This window comes from Rathayibacter sp. AY1A5 (genome assembly GCF_002930875.1).
In the GTDB taxonomy this organism is placed as follows: Bacteria; Actinomycetota; Actinomycetes; order Actinomycetales; family Microbacteriaceae; genus Rathayibacter.
Map to the genome: position 1 here is coordinate 1 of NZ_PSTM01000026.1, position 16,868 is coordinate 16,868.

Here is a 16,868-nt window from a genome sequence, read left to right on the forward strand (position 1 = left end):
CCGTCTTCGAGCCGTAGGCCGAGGCCATCGCGACGTCGATCGGAGCGGTGCCGCCGTTCTTGGCGAGGACCCGGTCCGCACGCCGCCCCTGCTCCACGACCTCGACGGAGTGGACGTCGACGTCGACATCACCCCTCCGGCGGAGCCCGGCTCCCTCTCGCTCTCCGTCGCCGCCGACGCCGTCGACCTCGCCGAGTCGGGCTCCACCGCCCTCCAGCGCCGGTTCACGGGCGGGCTCCCCACGGTCACCGTCACCGACTCGCGCGTCGGCGCGCAGAACGACTGGTACGTCCTCGCCTCGGCGAGCGCCCTCACCGGCCCGAGCGCCTCGATCGGAGCCGACCACCTCGGCTGGACCCCGCGCCTGATCACCGGCACCGGCGCCGTCGCGGGCGATCCGGTCGCCTCCTCCCTCGAGGGCGGCGCGGGCCTGCGCGACGCGCTGCTGCTCGGAGCCGCCGGCGGGGCCGGCACCTGGAGCGCCGACGCCGAGCTGCGGCTGCTGGCCGAGCCGGACGTCGAGGCCGGCTCCTACCGCTCGACGATCACGCTGTCGCTGTTCGCCTAGGCGCGGACCAGCGCAACGGCCGGGGACCGCGCCCCGCGGTCACTCCTGAGCGACCGCGACCGCCACGACGAGCGCGGAGTGGACCGTCGGCTCCGAGACGGCGAAGTAGCGGCTCGAGCCCTCGATCCAGGCCTCGGTCGCACCCTCCCTGGTGCGGAAGCGGACGGGCTCGTCGCTCGAGGTCCCGCGCCCGTCGGCCTTCGCGACCGCCTGCGAGCGCAGATCGGCGAGCACCTGCTCCGCCGTCGTCGCCCCGGAGGCCACGCGGTCGCGGACGGTGCGGGCGCGCACCGCGTCGATCCCGATGTCGCGTCCGGTCGCCAGCGCCGCGACCACCGCGCCGTCGCAGTGCGCGATGCTGATCCGCATCCGCTCCAGCGCCGGGTGCTCGCCGCGGAGCACCGGGCGGCCGTGCGGTCCGGAGCAGCGCTCGCAGCGCGCGTCCACGGCGACCTCGAGGGGATCGATCCCGAGCGTCTCGGCGGCCAGCTCGCGCACGAGGACCCGGCCGAGGAGGAACCCGTCCCGGACCTCGCGCCGACTCGTCGCCTCGTAGCGCAGGCGCTCGGCGAGGGTGAGCAGGCGCAGCATCCGGTGGCGGGCGGAGTCGAGGACCTCGGGCCGCGCCCAGCGCAGCTGCACGTCGTCGGTGGCGAGGAGGGGGAGTCCGGTCATGCCCCGGACGCTACGCACGCCAGGCGACATCGGCGTGACGGGAGGGTGGCCGGAGGGAGACGGGCCGCTGTTGACTGGGAGGCGTGCAGACCTTCCTCCCCTACCCCGACTTCCACCGCAGCGTCCGCGCCCTCGACGGCAAGCGGCTCGGCAAGCAGCGCGTCGAGACGCTGCAGGTCATGCGGGCGCTGACCGTTCCGGGGTACGGCTGGCAGAACCACCCCGTCACGCGGATGTGGCGGGGCTACCGGCCGGCGCTGATGACCTACCAGCGCGAGACCTGCGCGGAGTGGACGGAGCGCGGCTTCGCCGACACGTGCCTCGTGAAGACCGAGGAGGCCCTCGCCGCCGCCCCGGAGGATCTCGCCGCCTACCTGACCGGCGACTACCCGCTCCCGCCGTGGTTCGGCGACGAGCGGCTGCACCTCTCGCACCGCTCGAAGCTCGTGGCCAAGGACGAGGACCACTACGGCCCGCTGTTCCCCGGGACGCCGCCGGGGCTCGACTACCTCTGGCCCGTCGGCGCCTGAGCTCAGGCCGCGGGCGGGCGGAGGAACGGGATCGCGATGCGCGGACGGAACACCTCGCGCTGGTTCGCCTTCACCAGTCCGCAGATGATCAGCACGAAGTGCACCAGCCAGAGCACGGCGAACAGCGTGATCGGGATGCCGATCGGATAGAAGTCCTTCGCGAGCGGGGTGTCGGAGGCGGCGAAGAGCAGCACGACGTGCGCGCCGAGCGTCACGACCCCGATCAGGATCACCGTCAGGCCCCAGTTCGCCGCGTTCCGCGCGTTCTCGGCGGCGAGGCCGCCCTTCCTCCGGGCGGACGGGTACACGGACGCCATGACGATGCCGCCCACGATGAGGCTGAGGAACGGGATCCCGATGAACGCGAGGAAGCCGAGAGCGTACGAGAGGGCGCCCGTGGGCGGTGCGGGGACGGCCTGCGGGGGCGCGACCCGAGCGGCCTCCGGGGTCGTCGCGTCGGCCGGTCGGGGGTCGGAGGAGGGGCTCGCCATGCCGACAGCCTAGGGAACGCCGTCCCCCCGGGTGGCGGTCAGGGTCTTTTCAGGCCTCTGGCCGGGCCTTCGTCTTCGGGGGCTCTCGGGTTAGTCTGTCGAGGTTGACCTGCCGCACGGAGCGTGCAGGGCGTCGGCCGCGGTCGTCGCAGCATCCGGGGGGATTCGCGAAGGAGAAGGTTTGGCGTCCGACAGAAGGACCACCGGTGGTGTGGTCAAGGCGATCGTGGGCTTCCTGGGCATGAGCGTCGTGGCCGGAGTCCTCGTGACCGCCACCGTCACCCCGGCCGTGGCGCTCGCCGGAGTCGCCGCGAACCAGTCGATCGGCGTCTTCGACGGCCTGCCCGACTACCTCGAGGTCGACAAGCTCTCCGAGAAGAGCAACATCTACGCGACCGGCTCCGACGGCCCGCAGCTGCTCGCCTCCTTCTACGTCGAGAACCGCGTCGAGGTGCCGCTCGACCGCATCGCCCAGGCCGCCAAGGACGCCGCCGTCTCGGGTGAGGACCCCCGCTTCTACGACCACGGCGGAGTCGACCTCCCCGGCACCCTCCGCGCCGTCGCGCAGACCTACGTGCTCGGCAACGACGTGCAGGGCGGATCCTCGATCACCCAGCAGTACGTGAAGAACGTCCTCGTCGAGAAGGCCGTCCGCAACATCTCGGACGACGCCGAGCGCGCGGCCGCGATCGACGAGGCCACCCGGACCTCCCCCGAGCGCAAGCTCCGCGAGATGAAGCTCGCCATCGGGCTCGAGAAGCAGTACACGAAGGACCAGATCCTCCAGGGCTACCTCAACATCGCGTTCTTCGGAGGCACCACCTACGGCCTCGAGACCGCCGCGAACTACTACTACGCGACCTCGGCCGCGGACCTCTCGATCGCCCAGGCCGCGAGCCTCATCGCGATCGTCAACAACCCGGCCGTCCTGCGGATCGACCAGCCCGACAACCCGGACAACGGCGCCGCGAACGGCTACGCCCGCAACAAGGACCGCCGCGACTACATCATCGGCAAGATGCTCGAGGAGGGGAAGATCTCGCAGGAGGACCACGACGCCGCCGTCGCCACTCCGATCGAGCCCCGCATCACCCAGCCCAGCACCGGCTGCTCGACCGCGGGCAACGCGGGCTTCTTCTGCGACTACGTCACCAACGTCCTGAAGAACAACGAGATCTTCGGCGCCGACGAGGACACCCGCTGGACGAACTTCCGCCGCGGCGGCCTCGACGTCTACACGACGCTCGACGTCGGCCTGCAGGACGCGGCCGTCGCCGCCGTCGACGCGCAGGTCCCGCAGACCTGGAACTTCGACGTCGGAGCCGTCTCGGTCAGCGTCGAGGTCGGATCCGGGCGCGTGCTCGCGATGACGCAGAACAAGAAGTACTCGCAGGATCCGGACGTTCTCACGACCGACCCGTCCTACAGCGCCGTGAACTACAGCACCGATCGGGCCAACGGCGGATCCTCCGGGATCCAGCCGGGCTCGACCTACAAGCTCTTCACCCTGGTGGAGTGGCTGAAGGAGGGCCACAGCATCAACGAGTCGGTCGACGGGACGCGCAAGTCCACCTGGGGCACCTTCACGGACTCCTGCGTCTCCGGCGGCACCGACACGAGCAACGAGACGAGCGCGAAGAACGACGAGGGCGGCACCGGCGAGGTCGGCACCCCGGTGTCCTTCACGAAGACCTCCCTCAACACCGGCTTCGTCGGCATGGCCCGTGAGCTCGACCTGTGCGGCATCCGCGACACCGCGGTCGACATGGGCGTGAAGCAGGGCAGCGGCGAGGAGCTCGAGCACAACCCGTCGTCGGTGCTCGGCACGAACTACGTCTCGCCCCTCTCGATGGCCGGCGCCTTCGCCACCATCGCCTCCGGCGGCACGACCTGCGACCCCGTCGCGATCGACCGCATCACCGACTCCGCCGGAGCCGACCAGCCGGTGCCCCCGGCGAACTGCCGCCAGTCGATCGACCGCAACGTCGCCGCCACCGCGGCCGTCGCGCTGCAGGCGACCTTCACCGGCGGCGGGACGGCCGTGGCCTCCCGCACCGGCGACGGCGTTCCGCTGATCGGCAAGACCGGCACCACCGACGACGCGAAGGCCACCTGGATGACCGGAGCGAGCACCCGCGTCGCGACCGCCGTCGGCGTGTTCAACGTGAAGGGCGACGCGAACCTGCGCCTCGGCCGCTACTCCTTCGACTCCGGATCCGCCGCCACCGCGCGCCACCGCATCTGGCCGGTCGTCATGCGCGCCGCCGACGCGACGTACGGCGGGACGGACTTCCCGGAGGCCGACGGCTCGCTGCAGGTCGTCCCGAAGGTGGACATCCCGGATGTCGTCGGGCTCTCCTCCGCCGACGCCGAGGCCAAGCTCGAGGCGGCCGGCTTCGGCGTCGTGCAGGGCGGCACGGAGGCGAGCGACGCCGCGGTCGGGACGGTCACCCGCGCCGCCCCGTCGGGCTCGGCCCCGCGCGGCACCGCGATCACCGTGTTCACCAGCTCCGGCAACCAGAAGACCGTGCCGAACGTGACGGGCCAGGACCTGGAGGCCGCGAAGAACGCCTTCGGCGCCGCCGGCTTCACGAAGATCACGCTCGCCTGCGCCGAGGACCCGAAGGCGCCCGATGCCGGCCAGGTCACCGGGCAGGAGCCGGCCGGCGGCTCCCCCGTCGCTCCGGACGCCACGCTGAAGGTGACGATCACCGCGAAGAAGTGCCCCTGACCGGCGCCCGACGGCTCGCGAGAACGCGTCCGGCCCGCGAGGATCCTCGGATCCCGCGGGCCGGACGCGTTCCTGTCGGACGACGGCGTCGGAGCCGGGGCTACTGCCCGCGCCCCCGGATCGCGCCGACGATCGCGACGGTCGCGAAGTAGACGATGAGGGCCAGCACGCCGAACGAGGCGAGCGCCCCGCTGGCCTCGGCCCAGGGCCGTCGCTCGTCCGTCATGGTGCCGGGCATGACGATGTCGAGGGCGAACATGCCCACCGCCAGGGCGAAGCAGACGAGGCTCAGCACGAGCAGCGCCCGGACCGCCTTGCCCACGGGGTCGTAGTAGCGCGGGTTCGACATCGTGCCTCCGGTTCTCGTGCTCTCGTGTCTATCCCGCCCGGACCGCTGTGGCAAGCCGTGGGGACGCGAAGACCCCCGCCCCTCCCCCTCCGCGGGCGCCGCTCACGATGACGGACGGTGCCGTCGTCACGAGCGGTGTCTCGCGGGAGGCGGAGGAGGGACGGGGGTCGGAGCGGGACCGGCTACGCGGCCAGCGGGAGGGCGGCGGCCGAGGTCACCAGCAGCTCGCCGCCGACGGCGTCGACGCGGACAGCGCCTCCGTCGGAGACCTCGCCGCTGACGAACAGGTCGGCGATCCGGTCGTCGATGGAGCGCTGGACGAGCCGGCGCAGGGGCCGGGCGCCGTACTGCGGCTCGTAGCCGTTCTCGGCGAGCCAGTCGACGGCCGCCTCCGTCACCTCGAGCGTCACCTCGCGGGGAGCGAGGCGGGAGCGCGTGGTGTCGAGGACGATGCCGACGATCTCCCGCAGCTGCTCGCGGCCGAGGCGGCGGAACAGGACGATCTCGTCGATCCGGTTGAGGAACTCGGGGCGCATCGCCTCGCGGAGACGGCCCATGACGCGATCGCGCAGGTCCTTCTCCGAGGCGAAGCCCTCGGCCGACGCGTCGCTCTGAGCGACGAAGCCGAGCGCACCCGACCGCGAGGCCAGGAACTCCGAGCCGAGGTTCGAGGTCATGATGATCACCGTGTTGCGGAAGTCGACCGTCCGCCCCTGGCCGTCGGTCAGACGCCCGTCGTCGAGTACCTGCAGCAGCAGGTTGAACACGTCGGGGTGCGCCTTCTCGATCTCGTCGAACAGGACCACCGAGTACGGGTTCCGGCGCACGCGCTCGGTCAGCTGACCGGCCTCGTCGTAGCCGACGTACCCGGGAGGGGCGCCGACCAGCCGCGAGACCGTGTGACGCTCGCCGAACTCGCTCATGTCGAAGCGGATGACCGACTGCTCATCGGCGAAGAGGGAGCCCGCGAGGGTGCGCGCCAGCTCCGTCTTGCCGACACCGGTCGGACCGAGGAAGAGGAACGAGCCGACCGGGCGCGAGGAGTCGCCGAGGCCTGTGCGGCTGCGGCGGACGGCCCGGGCGACCGCGGTGACCGCGTCGTCCTGGCCGATGACCCGCTGGTGCAGCTCGGTCTCGAGGTGCGCGAGGCGCTCGCGCTCCCCCTCCGTGAGCCGCGACACCGGGATGCCGGTGGCGCGGGCGATGACGGCCGCGATCTCGGTCTCGCCGACGACCGCCTCCGCGGGGGCGCTGCCGGTGGCCGCGTCGAGCTCCGCCTGCACGGCGCTGATCTCGTCGCGGACGCGGGACGCCTCCTCGTAGTGCTCGGCCGAGACGGCCGCGTTCTTGTCGGCCTCCAGGGTCGCCAGACGCTCGAGCAGAGCTCCGGTGTCGACGCCGGCTCCGAGGCGGAGGCGGAGGCGCGCGCCGGCCTGGTCGATCAGATCGATCGCCTTGTCGGGCAGCACGCGGTCGGTGAGGTACCGGGCCGAGAGCTCGACGGAGGCGCGCAGGGCCTCGTCCGTGAAGCGCACGCGGTGGTGCTCCTCGTAGGCGGGGCGCAGGCCGTGCAGGATGGCGACCGCGTCCTCGATGCCGGGCTCGCCGACGCGGACCGGCTGGAAGCGCCGCTCCAGTGCCGGGTCCTTCTCGATGGTGCGGTACTCCTTGAGCGTGGTGGCGCCGACGAGGTGCAGCTCGCCTCGGGCCAGACGCGGCTTGAGGATGTTGCCCGCGTCCATGCCGCCCTCGCCGCCGCCGCCCGCACCGACCACGGTGTGGACCTCGTCGATGAAGACGATCAGCTCGCCGGAGTGCGCCGCGATCTCGTCCATGGTGCCGGTGAGGCGCTCCTCGAAGTCGCCGCGGTAGCGGGTGCCTGCCAGCATGCCGGGGAGGTCGAGCGAGATCACGCGCTTGCCGCGCAGCTGCTCGGGGACCTCCTCCGCCACGATCGCGCGGGCGAGGCCCTCGACGATCGCGGTCTTGCCGACGCCGGCCTCGCCGACGAGCACCGGGTTGTTCTTGGTGCGGCGGCTGAGGATCTCGACGGTCTGCTCGATCTCGTCGGCGCGCCCGATGACCGGGTCGAGCCGGCCCTCGCGGGCGAGAGCGGTGAGGTCGGTGCCGAACTTGTCGAGCATCGGAGTGTCGGAGGCGGGCTGTCCCGCCTCCTGCTGCTGCGGGGCCTCGGTCTCGCGCATGCCCTGGGTGAGGGCCTCGGCGGTGACGCCGGCGCGGGCGAGGACCTGCCCGGCGGGGGCGTCCTGGCCGAGCACGAGCGCGAAGAAGAGGTGCTCGGGCTCGATGTAGGTCGAACCGCTGGAGCGGGCGACCTGGTAGGCGTGGAACAGCGCGCGCTGCGCGCTGGGGGTGATGGTGGCCGCGTTCTGCGAGGCGTGGGCCTCGTCGGCCTGCGGGAGGCGCGCCTCCGCGGCGGTGGCGATGGTGGCGGGGTCGACGCCGATGCGGCGCACGGCCTGCGAGACGGTCTCGTCGTCGATGAGCACGCGGAGCACGTGCAGGGCGTCGAGCTCGGTCTGGCCGCGCTCGAGGGCGAAGCGTCCTGCGGACTGCAGGATGTCGCGGGTACGGGCGGTGAGGAATCGGCTGAGGTCGATCGACCGCGCCGCGCGGGCGCGCTCACCGTCGAGGTAGCGGGCGAGGAAGTCGTCGAACGAGCTCGCTCCGGCCTCGCTGTAGTTGTCGGGCACCTGTCCTCCTGAGGAAGTTGAGTCGGTTACGCTCAAGTTCAACGCAGGGGTGCCGTTCCTATTCCCAGCCCTCCCCCGCGAGATGCCGCTTCGGTCCACGGCACACCGCGGCGGGCATTCCGACCGGCGTCTCGCGGGGACGGGAAGAGACACGGACTCCGGGGAGTCCGTGCCTCTCTGCGCCGACGCGCATTTCCTCCGGGGTGGGAGCTCTAGGGGACGAGGTAGCCCGCCGCGCGGAACAGCTCATACCACTCCGGCCGCGTGAGCGGCAGATCGGAGCCGAGGGCCGCATCGCGCACGCGCTGCTCGTTGGTCGTGCCGAGCACGACCTGCATGCCCGCCGGGTGGCGGGTGATCCAGGCGGTGGCCACGGCGATCGCCGGGACCTCGTAGGTCGCTGCGAGCCGGTCGATGACGGCGTTCAGCTCGGCGTAGGCCGGGTTGTCGAGGAAGACGCCGGTGAAGAACCCCGCCTGGAAGGGCGACCAGGCCTGCACGGTGATGTCGTTCAGGCGGCAGTAGTCGAGGATGCCGGCGTCGCGCATGACGGACTGGTCCTCGCCGACCATGTTGGAGGCGACACCCTGCGCGATCAGCGGCGCATGGGTGATCGAGAGCTGCAGCTGGTTCGCCACGATCGGCTGGTTCAGCGACTTCTTCAGCAGCTCGATCTGGTACGGCGTCTGGTTCGAGACGCCGAAGTGCTTCACCTTGCCGGACGCGTGCAGCTCGTCGAACGCGCGGGCCACCTCATCGGGCTCGACGAGCGCGTCGGGCCGATGCAGGAGCAGCACGTCGACGTAGTCGGTGCGCAGCGCCTTCAGCGAGCCCTCGACCGAGGCCATCAGGTGCTCGTACGAGAAGTCGAAGTAGGGGCCGTCCGGGACGATGCCCGCTTTGGTCTGCAGGACGACCTGCTCGCGCTCCGACGGGGTCAGCGCCATCGCCTCGGCGAAGCGCTCCTCGCAGCGGTGCAGCTCGCCGCCGTACACGTCGGCATGGTCGAAGAAGTCGATGCCGGAGTCGCGGGCGGCGCCGACGAGGCCGCGGATCGCCTCGTCGCTCATCTCGGGGATGCGCATGAGGCCGAGGACGACGTTCGGGGAGTCGACACCGGAGGTGCCGAGGGGGACGTGCTTCACAGGGAGTGCTCCTTCGCTGGATACCTCGTCCACGGTAGGCGCCCCGCCTGGGCGCCGTCCAACAGGGGGTGCTGGTGCGATTCATCCGGCGGAGTGGTGAATCGGCGGAGGGCGTCGAGGATGCCGGACGAACGTGGTGCCGCGACCCCGATTCCGCGGCAGGGAGGGAGTCCTTCGTCGTTCGTCCTGAGTTCTGAACGGCTTGTCCGCGCATCGCGACGGTGGAAGGCTGCCGCCATGACGATCGAGGTGCGCGCAGCCACCGTCTTCGACGACCTGACGACGATGGTCGGCCCGAAGCGCCCCGACGCGAGCGTGTGCTGGTGCCTGAGCTACCGGCTCCGCTCCTCCGTCGAGAACCGGGCTCTCGCCGGTCCCGCTCGCGGCGCCCGGGTGCGGGAGCTCGTCGCGGAAGATCCTCCGCCCGGCGTCCTCGCGTACGACGGCGACGAGGTGGTCGGCTGGGCGGCGGTGCACCCCCGGGCCGACACGAGCTACGCGACGAACCGGCGCATCCCGCACGTGGACGCCCTCGACGTGTGGAGCGTGTGGTGCCTGCGCGTGCGGCCCGGCTTCCGCGGGCGCGGGATCTCGCATCCGCTGCTCGAGGGCGCCGTCGAGTTCGCCCGAGCCCACGGGGCACCGGCGATCGAGGGCTACCCGGTCGACAACGCCGGTGCGGAGGTCGACCGGACGATGGCGTACGTCGGCACGCGCTCGCTGTTCGAGCGCGCCGGCTTCGAGAAGGCCGCGGACACGACCTCGGTGCTCGGCGGCTTCCCCCGGGTGCTGATGCGCCTGGCCCTCTGACGGCGCCCGCGACAGCCGCTCCGGCCCAGTTCCGCCGAGACACCGCCGAACCGCCCGAGGCGCCGCCGGGAGGACGGCGCCTCGGCGACAGGGCGGTGCCTCGGCGGGCGCGGCGACCCGACGCCCGCCCGCCGCCCAAGACGAGGAACGGCCCCTCACCCGCGAGGGGAGGGGCCGTTCGCCGTGGAGGCCGGGACGCGGTGTCGACGCCTAGAAGTCCCAGTCCTCGTCCTCGGTGTTCACGGCCTTACCGATCACGTAGGAGGAGCCGGAGCCCGAGAAGAAGTCGTGGTTCTCGTCCGCGTTGGGCGAGAGGGCCGACAGGATCGCGGGGTTCACATCGGTGACCTGCTTGGGGAACATCGGCTCGTAGCCGAGGTTCATCAGCGCCTTGTTGGCGTTGTAGTGCAGGAACTTCTTGACGTCCTCGGTCAGGCCGAGCTGGTCGTAGAGGTCCTGCGTGTACTGCGCCTCGTTGTCGTAGAGCTCGTAGAGCAGCGAGAACGTGTAGTCCTTGATCTCGTCGCGCTTGGCCTGGTCGACCCGCTCGAGTCCCTTCTGGAACTTGTAGCCGATGTAGTAGCCGTGCACGGCCTCGTCGCGGATGATCAGGCGCACGAGGTCGGCCGTGTTGGTGAGCTTGGCGCGCGAGGACCAGTACATCGGCAGGTAGAAGCCCGAGTAGAAGAGGAACGACTCCAGCAGCGTGGAGGCGACCTTCCGCTTCAGCGGGTCGTCGCCGCGGTAGTAGTCCATCACGATGGACGCCTTCTTCTGCAGGTTCGGGTTCTCCATCGACCAGCGGAAGGCCTCGTCGATGTCCTGGGTGTTCGACAGGGTCGAGAACACCGAGGAGTACGACTTGGCGTGGACCGACTCCATGAACGCGATGTTCGTGTAGACGGCCTCCTCGTGAGGCGTGATCGCGTCCGGGATGAGCGAGACGGCGCCGACGGTGCCCTGCACGGTGTCGAGCAGGGTGAGCCCGGTGAACACACGCATGGTGAGCTGCTGCTCCTGGTGCGTGAGCGTGTTCCACGACTGGATGTCGTTCGACAGCGGGACCTTCTCGGGCAGCCAGAAGTTGCTCGTGAGGCGGTTCCACACCTCGACGTCCTTGTCGTCCTGGATCCGGTTCCAGTTGATCGCCTGGACGGAGTCGACGAGCTTGAGCTTCTCGGGGGGAGTCATGATTCCTTCTCGCTGCTGCGGATGGGTCGTGCGGAGGGGGGTGGGGCTGCGTGCTCTAGAGCATGCACGAGACGCACTGGTCGAGCTCGGTGCCCTCGAGCGCCAGCTGACGGATGCGGATGTAGTAGATCGTCTTGATGCCCTTGCGCCAGGCGTAGATCTGGGCGCGGTTGACGTCGCGGGTGGTCGCCGTGTCCTTGAAGAAGAGCGTGAGCGAGAGGCCCTGGTCGACGTGCTGCGTGGCGGCGGCGTAGGTGTCGATGATCTTCTCGTAGCCGATCTCGTACGCGTCCTGGTAGTACTCCAGGTTGTCGTTCGTCATGAACGGCGCCGGGTAGTAGACGCGGCCGAGCTTGCCCTCCTTGCGGATCTCGATCTTCGACGCGATCGGGTGGATCGAGGACGTCGAGTTGTTGATGTACGAGATCGAGCCGGTCGGCGGGACGGCCTGCAGGTTCTGGTTGTAGATGCCGTGCTCCATGACCGAGGCCTTGAGCGCACGCCAGTCGTCCCGGGTGGGGACCGCGATGCCCGAGTCGGCGAAGAGGCGGGAGACGCGCTCGGTGGCCGGCGCCCACTCCTTCTCGGTGTAGGTGTCGAAGAACTCGCCCGAGGCGTACTTCGAGTCGGCGAAGCCCTCGAAGGTGGTGCCGCGCTCGATGGAGAGGTTGTTGGAGGCGCGCAGGGCGTGGAACAGCACCGAGTAGAAGTAGATGTTGGTGAAGTCGATGCCCTCCTCGGATCCGTAGTGGATCCGCTCGCGGGCGAGGTAGCCGTGCAGGTTCATCTGGCCGAGGCCGATGGCGTGCGACTTGTCGTTGCCGTCCTCGATCGAGCGGACCGAGGTGATGTGCGACTGGTCGGACACCGAGGTGAGGCCGCGGATCGCGGTCTCGATGGTGCGGCCGAAGTCGGGCGAGTCCATCGTCAGCGCGATGTTCAGCGATCCGAGGTTGCAGGAGATGTCCTTGCCGATCTGCGCGTAGGAGAGGTCCTCGTTGTAGGTCGTCGGAGTGTTGACCTGGAGGATCTCGGAGCAGAGGTTGGACATGTTGATGCGGCCCTTGATCGGGTTCGCCTGGTTCACCGTGTCCTCGAACACGATGTAGGGGTAGCCCGACTCGAACTGGATCTCGGCGATGGTCTGGAAGAACTCGCGCGCCGAGATCTTGGTCTTCTTGATGCGCGGGTCGTCGACCATCTCGCGGTACTTCTCCGAGAGGGAGATGTCGCCGAAGGGGATGCCGTAGACCCGCTCGACGTCGTAGGGCGAGAAGAGGTACATGTCCTCGTTGTTCTTCGCGAGCTCGAACGTGATGTCGGGCACGACGACGCCGAGGGAGAGCGTCTTGATGCGGATCTTCTCGTCGGCGTTCTCGCGCTTGGTGTCGAGGAAGCGGAGGATGTCGGGGTGGTGCGCCGAGAGGTACACCGCTCCCGCGCCCTGGCGCGCGCCGAGCTGGTTGGCGTAGCTGAAGCTGTCCTCAAGGAGCTTCATCACGGGGATGATGCCCGAGGACTGGTTCTCGATCTGCTTGATCGGGGCGCCGGCCTCGCGGATGTTCGAGAGCGAGAGGGCGACGCCGCCGCCGCGCTTGGAGAGCTGGAGCGCGGAGTTGATGCCGCGGGCGATCGACTCCATGTTGTCCTCGATGCGCAGCAGGAAGCAGGAGACGAGCTCGCCGCGCTGTGCCTTGCCTGTGTTGAGGAAGGTCGGGGTCGCGGGCTGGAAGCGGCCGGCGACGATCTCCTCGACGAGGGCGGTCGCGAGCGTCTCGTCGCCCTGGGCGAGGCCGAGGGCGGTCATCACGACGCGGTCCTCGAAGCGCTCGAGGTAGCGCTTCCCGTCGAACGTCTTGAGCGTGTACGAGGTGTAGTACTTGAACGCGCCGAGGAAGGTCGCGAAGCGGAACTTCTTCGAGTACGCCAGGTCGTTGAGCTGCTGGATGAACTCGAACGAGTACTGGTCGAGCACGGCCTGCTCGTAGTACTCCTTCTCGACCAGGTAGTCGAGGCGCTCCTTGAGCGTGTGGAAGAACACCGTGTTCTGGTTGACGTGCTGCAGGAAGAACTCGCGAGCGGCCTCGCGGTCCTTGTCGAACTGGATCTCTCCGTTCGGGCCGTAGAGGTTCAGCATCGCGTTGAGCGAGTGGTAGTCCATCTGTGCGGCGTCGCGGGGAGCGTCGATCACTGCTGCGTCCAAAACGTGTCCAATCCTTCGTCGACGGCGCGGACGTCGTCGGGTGTTCCGAATACTTCGAATCGATAGAGGTGCGGCACCTCGCACTTGCGGGCGATGATGTCGCCGGCCAGGCAGTACGCCTCGCCGAAGTTCGTGTTGCCGGCGCCGATGACGCCGCGGATCAGGGAGCGGTTGCACGGATCGTTGAGGAACCGGATGACCTGCTTGGGGACCGCTCCTCCGCCGTTGCCGCCGCCGTAGGTGGGGAGGACGAGCACGTACGGCTCGTGGACGTGGAGCGTGTCGAGGGCGGCTCCGTCGCGACGGGCGTGGAGCGGGATGCGCTGCGCCGGCCGTCCGAGCTTCTCGATGAACCGGTGCGTGTTCCCCGAGCTGCTGGAGAAGTACACGAGCCCGCTCATCCTCCGGCCCCTCTCCCCGTCAGCTGCTGTTCTCGGTCCCGCCTCCGAGGCGGCTGCGCGGTGAGCCGCGAGGCGGAGGAGGAGGCCGCAGCGGCGCTACGGCGCCCGCCGACGACGTCGCGGATCGCCGTCCGTGCGCCTCAGAGGGTCGCGATCTTGTCGGGGCGGAAGCCGGACCAGTGGTCGTCGTCCGTGATGACGACCGGCGCCTGGAGGTAGCCGAGGGCTTTGACGGCCTCGAGGGCCTTCTCGTCCACGGAGAGGTCGAACACCTCGTAGTCGATGCCCTTGCTGTCGAGGGCGCGGTACGTCGCGGTGCACTGGACGCAGGAGGGCTTGGTGTAGACCGTCACAGCCATGGGTGTCGCCTTTCGGAGGGGGTGTCCCGGTGCAGCTCCCCGACCGGCGGCTCGCGATGCGGGCGGGGTCGGAGGGTGGTCCGGGTGAGTTCTGGGTGCCGGTGGGGCTCTCGCTCCGACCTGCTCAGCAATACTACATATAGGGGGCGGGCCGGTGTCAGCCCACTAGACGTAGTAGTTACAGCCGTGTAGTTATCCACCGGTTCCTCCCCCGTTCATCCACAGGCCGGAGCCCGTGGAACCGCGGAAGGACGCGGATCCGGACGAACCATCCACAGGTGTGGACAGAAGGATCCCGTTCACTGTGTACAACGCGTCACGGCGTGTCGGCATGCCCGACCGGTGGGGTCCGCGCGGCGGCTCGACCACAAGATGTGGTGGTCGGATCGCATCGCGGGGCATGCCCGGACGGTACGCCCGACCACCGACACCGCGAACGGTCAGAGGAGCTGCGCGGCCCACTCCCGGGCGACGGCGCGCAGGTGCGGGAGCGGGTCCGCGAGGGCCGCGGACGAGGAGCCCGCCGCCTCCGTCAGCGACACCGCCGCGGTGAAGCCGGGAGTCGGCGCCGCGATCGCCCCGGCGACGAGGAGCGTCCGCGCCCCGGCCGCCTCGGCGAGCGCGAGGACGTGCAAGGGGACCTTGCCGGCGGCGGACTGCGCGTCGAAGCGCCCCTCCCCCGTGATGACGACGTCCGCGCCCGCGAGGAGCGTCGGGAGCCCGATCGCCCGTCCGACGGCGCCGGCGCCGGAGGTCGGGCGCGCGCCCCAGGCGAGCAGCCCGAAGCCCGTCCCGCCCGCCGCCCCGGAGCCCGGCGCATCGGGATTCGCGTCCAGGTGCGCGGCGAGACGGCGGAGGCCGCTCTCGAGGAGGAGGACGTCCTCGGGGCCGGCCCCCTTCTGCGGACCGAAGACGCGGGCCGCCCCGGAGTCGCCGAGCAGCGGGGTCGCGACATCGCTGAGCACGACCGCGCCTCCGGGCGGCAGAGGACGCAGCGCGCGGAGGTCGGCGGCGGCGAGCGCGGGCAGCGCACCGCCTCCCTCGCCGAGGTCGCGGCCGGAGGCGGTGGAGAAGCGTGCGCCGAGCTCGCGGAGCGCTCCGACTCCGCCGTCGGTCGAGGCGCTGCCGCCGATCGCCAGCAGCAGGGCGTGCGCCCCCGCGTCGAGGGCGGCGGCGATCGCGCGGCCGAAGCCGCGCGTGTGCGCGGTGAGCGGACGGAGCGGGTCGAGCAGCGTGATGCCGCTCGTGGAGGCGAGCTCGACGACGGCTGTCCCGTCGGGGAGCAGCAGCCACCAGGCGCGGACCGGCCGGTCGTCCGGGCCGGGGACGACGACCGGCCGCCGAAGCGACCCCGGGACCGCGAGCGCGAAGGCCTCGACCGTGCCCTCTCCTCCGTCGGCCATCGGCGCGAGGACGATCTCGTCCCCCGGGCGCGCAGCGCTCCAGCCCTCGGCGATCGCCCGCGCGACCTCGACCGCGCTCGCCGACCCCTTGAAGGAGTCGGGCGCGACGACGACCCTCAGCCTGCCCACGCGCTCAGTGTGGCACCGCGCCGCCACTCAGAGCGGGGTCGCGAGCCGGTAGCCGCGCTTGATCACCGTCGCCACGAGCCGCGGTTCGGGGAGGGCCTGACGGAGGCGGCTGATAGCGACGTCGACCGCGTGGTCGTCGAGAACCTCCGGCGCGGAGGCCGCGAGGACGTGACGCGCGACGGTCGCTCCCTCGGCGGCGACGAGAGTCCGGAACAGCGCAAGCGCGACCGGGGTCAGCGCCACCCGGGTCCCGGCCAGGACGGCGTGCCGGCCTCGGAGCTCGAGAGTGCCGAAGGCCGTCTCGATGCGGGGCGACGCCTGCTCGAGGTGCTCGCAGGTCAGGCGGATGAGCGCACCCATCCGGAACCGGTCCGGCACGACCGGGAGGATCCCTGCCTCGACCAGGGGTGCTGCGGTCACGGGGCCCACGGCGGCGGCGACCACCGTCTCGCGGAAGGCCGCCTGGAGGTCGTCGAGGCGGCCCGCGGCCTCCGCGACCGTGAAGAGCGCCTCCACCGCCGGCGCGCTGGTGAAGGTGACGGCGTCGATGCCCCCTCCGCAGACCGCGTCGATCAGCCGCAGCACCCGGGCGGAGTCCTCGTGCACGCTCCAGCGGTAGGGCGCGGCCGTGAGCACCCGGGCGCCGGCGTCGCGGAGACGCTGCAGCTGAGCCGGGTCGGTGAATCCGTGCAGCTGCACCGCGATCGTGCGGCCGGCGACGCCCTCGCGCAGGGCCAGGTCGACGAGGGAGGTGGTCGTCTCGCGCTCGCTCATCCCGTGGTCGTCGAGACCCGCCGCACGGATCGCTCCGCGCGCCTTGGGTCCGCGGACGAGGATCCGCGCGGAGGACAGCGCGTCGGCCAGCTCGATCCCCGCGGCGTCCGCGGCCTCGAGCCAGCGCCGCAGGCCGTAGGAGGTGGTGGCGAGGAGCACGTCGGGACGGGCGGCGACGATGGCGCGGGTCTCCTCCTCGAGCGCGCCCTCGGTGTCGACGCCGCGCATGCGGATGGTGGGGGCGTGCGTCACGGCGGCACCGCGGCGCTCGAACGCGGCGATCAGGTCCTCGGAGCGGCGGTCGGAGGTGACCCCGATGCGGAAGCCGTCCAGCTGGTCGGGTCGGAACCCCACGGCGGCGTCGGGATCGGTGCCGGTCATGCTCGGCCCCCTCG

The 16,868-nt window shown here is 70.9% G+C and carries 15 protein-coding genes; 4 read left to right on the top strand and 11 right to left on the bottom strand.

The features are described from left to right. The first annotated feature begins 109 nt into the window (after positions 1–109). Complete coding sequence (locus tag C5B98_RS14710; RefSeq protein ID WP_104327996.1) at positions 110–568, top strand: hypothetical protein; 459 nt, start codon at positions 110–112, stop codon at positions 566–568. Positions 569–607: 39 nt separating this feature from the next. Here the strand turns inward: C5B98_RS14710 and C5B98_RS14715 are convergent, their stop codons facing one another. After that, a complete protein-coding gene (locus C5B98_RS14715; RefSeq protein ID WP_104224364.1) occupies positions 608–1,243 on the bottom strand; it encodes a 4'-phosphopantetheinyl transferase superfamily protein in 636 nt (211 codons plus the stop codon). Between the two features lie 83 nt (positions 1,244–1,326). Between C5B98_RS14715 and C5B98_RS14720 the strand changes: the two genes are divergently transcribed. Then, complete coding sequence (locus C5B98_RS14720) at positions 1,327–1,773, top strand: MSMEG_6728 family protein (RefSeq protein ID WP_104224363.1); 447 nt, start codon at positions 1,327–1,329, stop codon at positions 1,771–1,773. A 2-nt stretch (positions 1,774–1,775) separates the two neighbouring features. On the opposite strand, the gene C5B98_RS14725 is transcribed toward C5B98_RS14720, so the two are convergent. Continuing rightward, a complete protein-coding gene (locus C5B98_RS14725; RefSeq protein ID WP_104296125.1) occupies positions 1,776–2,264 on the bottom strand; it encodes a DUF4870 domain-containing protein in 489 nt (162 codons plus the stop codon). 181 nt (positions 2,265–2,445) lie between these two features. Between C5B98_RS14725 and C5B98_RS14730 the strand changes: the two genes are divergently transcribed. After that, positions 2,446–4,995, top strand: a complete 2,550-nt coding sequence (locus tag C5B98_RS14730; protein WP_258060041.1) for a transglycosylase domain-containing protein — start codon at positions 2,446–2,448, stop codon at positions 4,993–4,995. 100 nt (positions 4,996–5,095) lie between these two features. Here the strand turns inward: C5B98_RS14730 and C5B98_RS14735 are convergent, their stop codons facing one another. The 3 genes from C5B98_RS14735 to C5B98_RS14745 all read right to left on the bottom strand — a co-directional run bounded on the left by C5B98_RS14735 (position 5,096) and on the right by C5B98_RS14745 (position 9,203). Continuing rightward, positions 5,096–5,344 (bottom strand): hypothetical protein, encoded by a 249-nt coding sequence (locus tag C5B98_RS14735; RefSeq protein WP_104224361.1) that lies wholly within the window; start codon positions 5,342–5,344, stop codon positions 5,096–5,098. 182 nt (positions 5,345–5,526) lie between these two features. Then, positions 5,527–8,058: an ATP-dependent Clp protease ATP-binding subunit gene (locus C5B98_RS14740; RefSeq protein ID WP_104327997.1), complete on the bottom strand. Its 2,532-nt coding sequence runs from the start codon at positions 8,056–8,058 to the stop codon at positions 5,527–5,529. 212 nt (positions 8,059–8,270) lie between these two features. After that, positions 8,271–9,203: an aldo/keto reductase family oxidoreductase gene (locus C5B98_RS14745; protein ID WP_258063526.1), complete on the bottom strand. Its 933-nt coding sequence runs from the start codon at positions 9,201–9,203 to the stop codon at positions 8,271–8,273. Between the two features lie 237 nt (positions 9,204–9,440). Here C5B98_RS14745 and C5B98_RS14750 point away from each other — a divergent pair, with 237 nt between their 5' ends. Then, positions 9,441–10,013 (top strand): GNAT family N-acetyltransferase, encoded by a 573-nt coding sequence (locus C5B98_RS14750; protein ID WP_104327998.1) that lies wholly within the window; start codon positions 9,441–9,443, stop codon positions 10,011–10,013. A 210-nt stretch (positions 10,014–10,223) separates the two neighbouring features. Here the strand turns inward: C5B98_RS14750 and nrdF are convergent, their stop codons facing one another. The 6 genes from nrdF to C5B98_RS14780 all read right to left on the bottom strand — a co-directional run bounded on the left by nrdF (position 10,224) and on the right by C5B98_RS14780 (position 16,854). Beyond that, on the bottom strand, positions 10,224–11,204 hold the full coding sequence (nrdF, locus tag C5B98_RS14755) for a class 1b ribonucleoside-diphosphate reductase subunit beta (RefSeq protein WP_104224358.1): 981 nt from the start codon (positions 11,202–11,204) through the stop codon (positions 10,224–10,226). A gap of 55 nt (positions 11,205–11,259) precedes the next feature. Beyond that, positions 11,260–13,365: a class 1b ribonucleoside-diphosphate reductase subunit alpha gene (gene nrdE / locus C5B98_RS14760; protein ID WP_104250945.1), complete on the bottom strand. Its 2,106-nt coding sequence runs from the start codon at positions 13,363–13,365 to the stop codon at positions 11,260–11,262. 26 nt (positions 13,366–13,391) lie between these two features. Then, positions 13,392–13,808 (bottom strand): class Ib ribonucleoside-diphosphate reductase assembly flavoprotein NrdI, encoded by a 417-nt coding sequence (gene nrdI / locus C5B98_RS14765; RefSeq protein ID WP_104224357.1) that lies wholly within the window; start codon positions 13,806–13,808, stop codon positions 13,392–13,394. A gap of 140 nt (positions 13,809–13,948) precedes the next feature. Further along, the gene (nrdH, locus tag C5B98_RS14770) at positions 13,949–14,167 is read right to left on the bottom strand and encodes a glutaredoxin-like protein NrdH (RefSeq protein ID WP_068255139.1); all 219 of its coding nucleotides are present in this window, start codon (positions 14,165–14,167) and stop codon (positions 13,949–13,951) included. 440 nt (positions 14,168–14,607) lie between these two features. Further along, the gene (locus tag C5B98_RS14775; RefSeq protein WP_104328005.1) at positions 14,608–15,690 is read right to left on the bottom strand and encodes a glycerate kinase; all 1,083 of its coding nucleotides are present in this window, start codon (positions 15,688–15,690) and stop codon (positions 14,608–14,610) included. A 36-nt stretch (positions 15,691–15,726) separates the two neighbouring features. After that, positions 15,727–16,854, bottom strand: a complete 1,128-nt coding sequence (locus C5B98_RS14780) for a uroporphyrinogen-III synthase (protein ID WP_104327999.1) — start codon at positions 16,852–16,854, stop codon at positions 15,727–15,729. Positions 16,855–16,868: the final 14 nt, after the last annotated feature.

Excerpts from the sequence above, each read along its gene's own strand:
- nrdI (WP_104224357.1), bottom strand. The coding sequence starts at position 13,808 with ATGAGCGGGCTCGTGTACTTCTCCAGCAGCTCGGGGAACACGCACCGG.
- nrdF (WP_104224358.1), bottom strand. The coding sequence starts at position 11,204 with ATGACTCCCCCCGAGAAGCTCAAGCTCGTCGACTCCGTCCAGGCGATC.
- nrdH (WP_068255139.1), bottom strand. The coding sequence starts at position 14,167 with ATGGCTGTGACGGTCTACACCAAGCCCTCCTGCGTCCAGTGCACCGCG.
- C5B98_RS14750 (WP_104327998.1), top strand. The coding sequence starts at position 9,441 with ATGACGATCGAGGTGCGCGCAGCCACCGTCTTCGACGACCTGACGACG.
- C5B98_RS14725 (WP_104296125.1), bottom strand. The coding sequence starts at position 2,264 with ATGGCGAGCCCCTCCTCCGACCCCCGACCGGCCGACGCGACGACCCCG.
- C5B98_RS14715 (WP_104224364.1), bottom strand. The coding sequence starts at position 1,243 with ATGACCGGACTCCCCCTCCTCGCCACCGACGACGTGCAGCTGCGCTGG.
- nrdE (WP_104250945.1), bottom strand. The coding sequence starts at position 13,365 with ATGGACTACCACTCGCTCAACGCGATGCTGAACCTCTACGGCCCGAAC.
- C5B98_RS14780 (WP_104327999.1), bottom strand. The coding sequence starts at position 16,854 with ATGACCGGCACCGATCCCGACGCCGCCGTGGGGTTCCGACCCGACCAG.
- C5B98_RS14735 (WP_104224361.1), bottom strand. The coding sequence starts at position 5,344 with ATGTCGAACCCGCGCTACTACGACCCCGTGGGCAAGGCGGTCCGGGCG.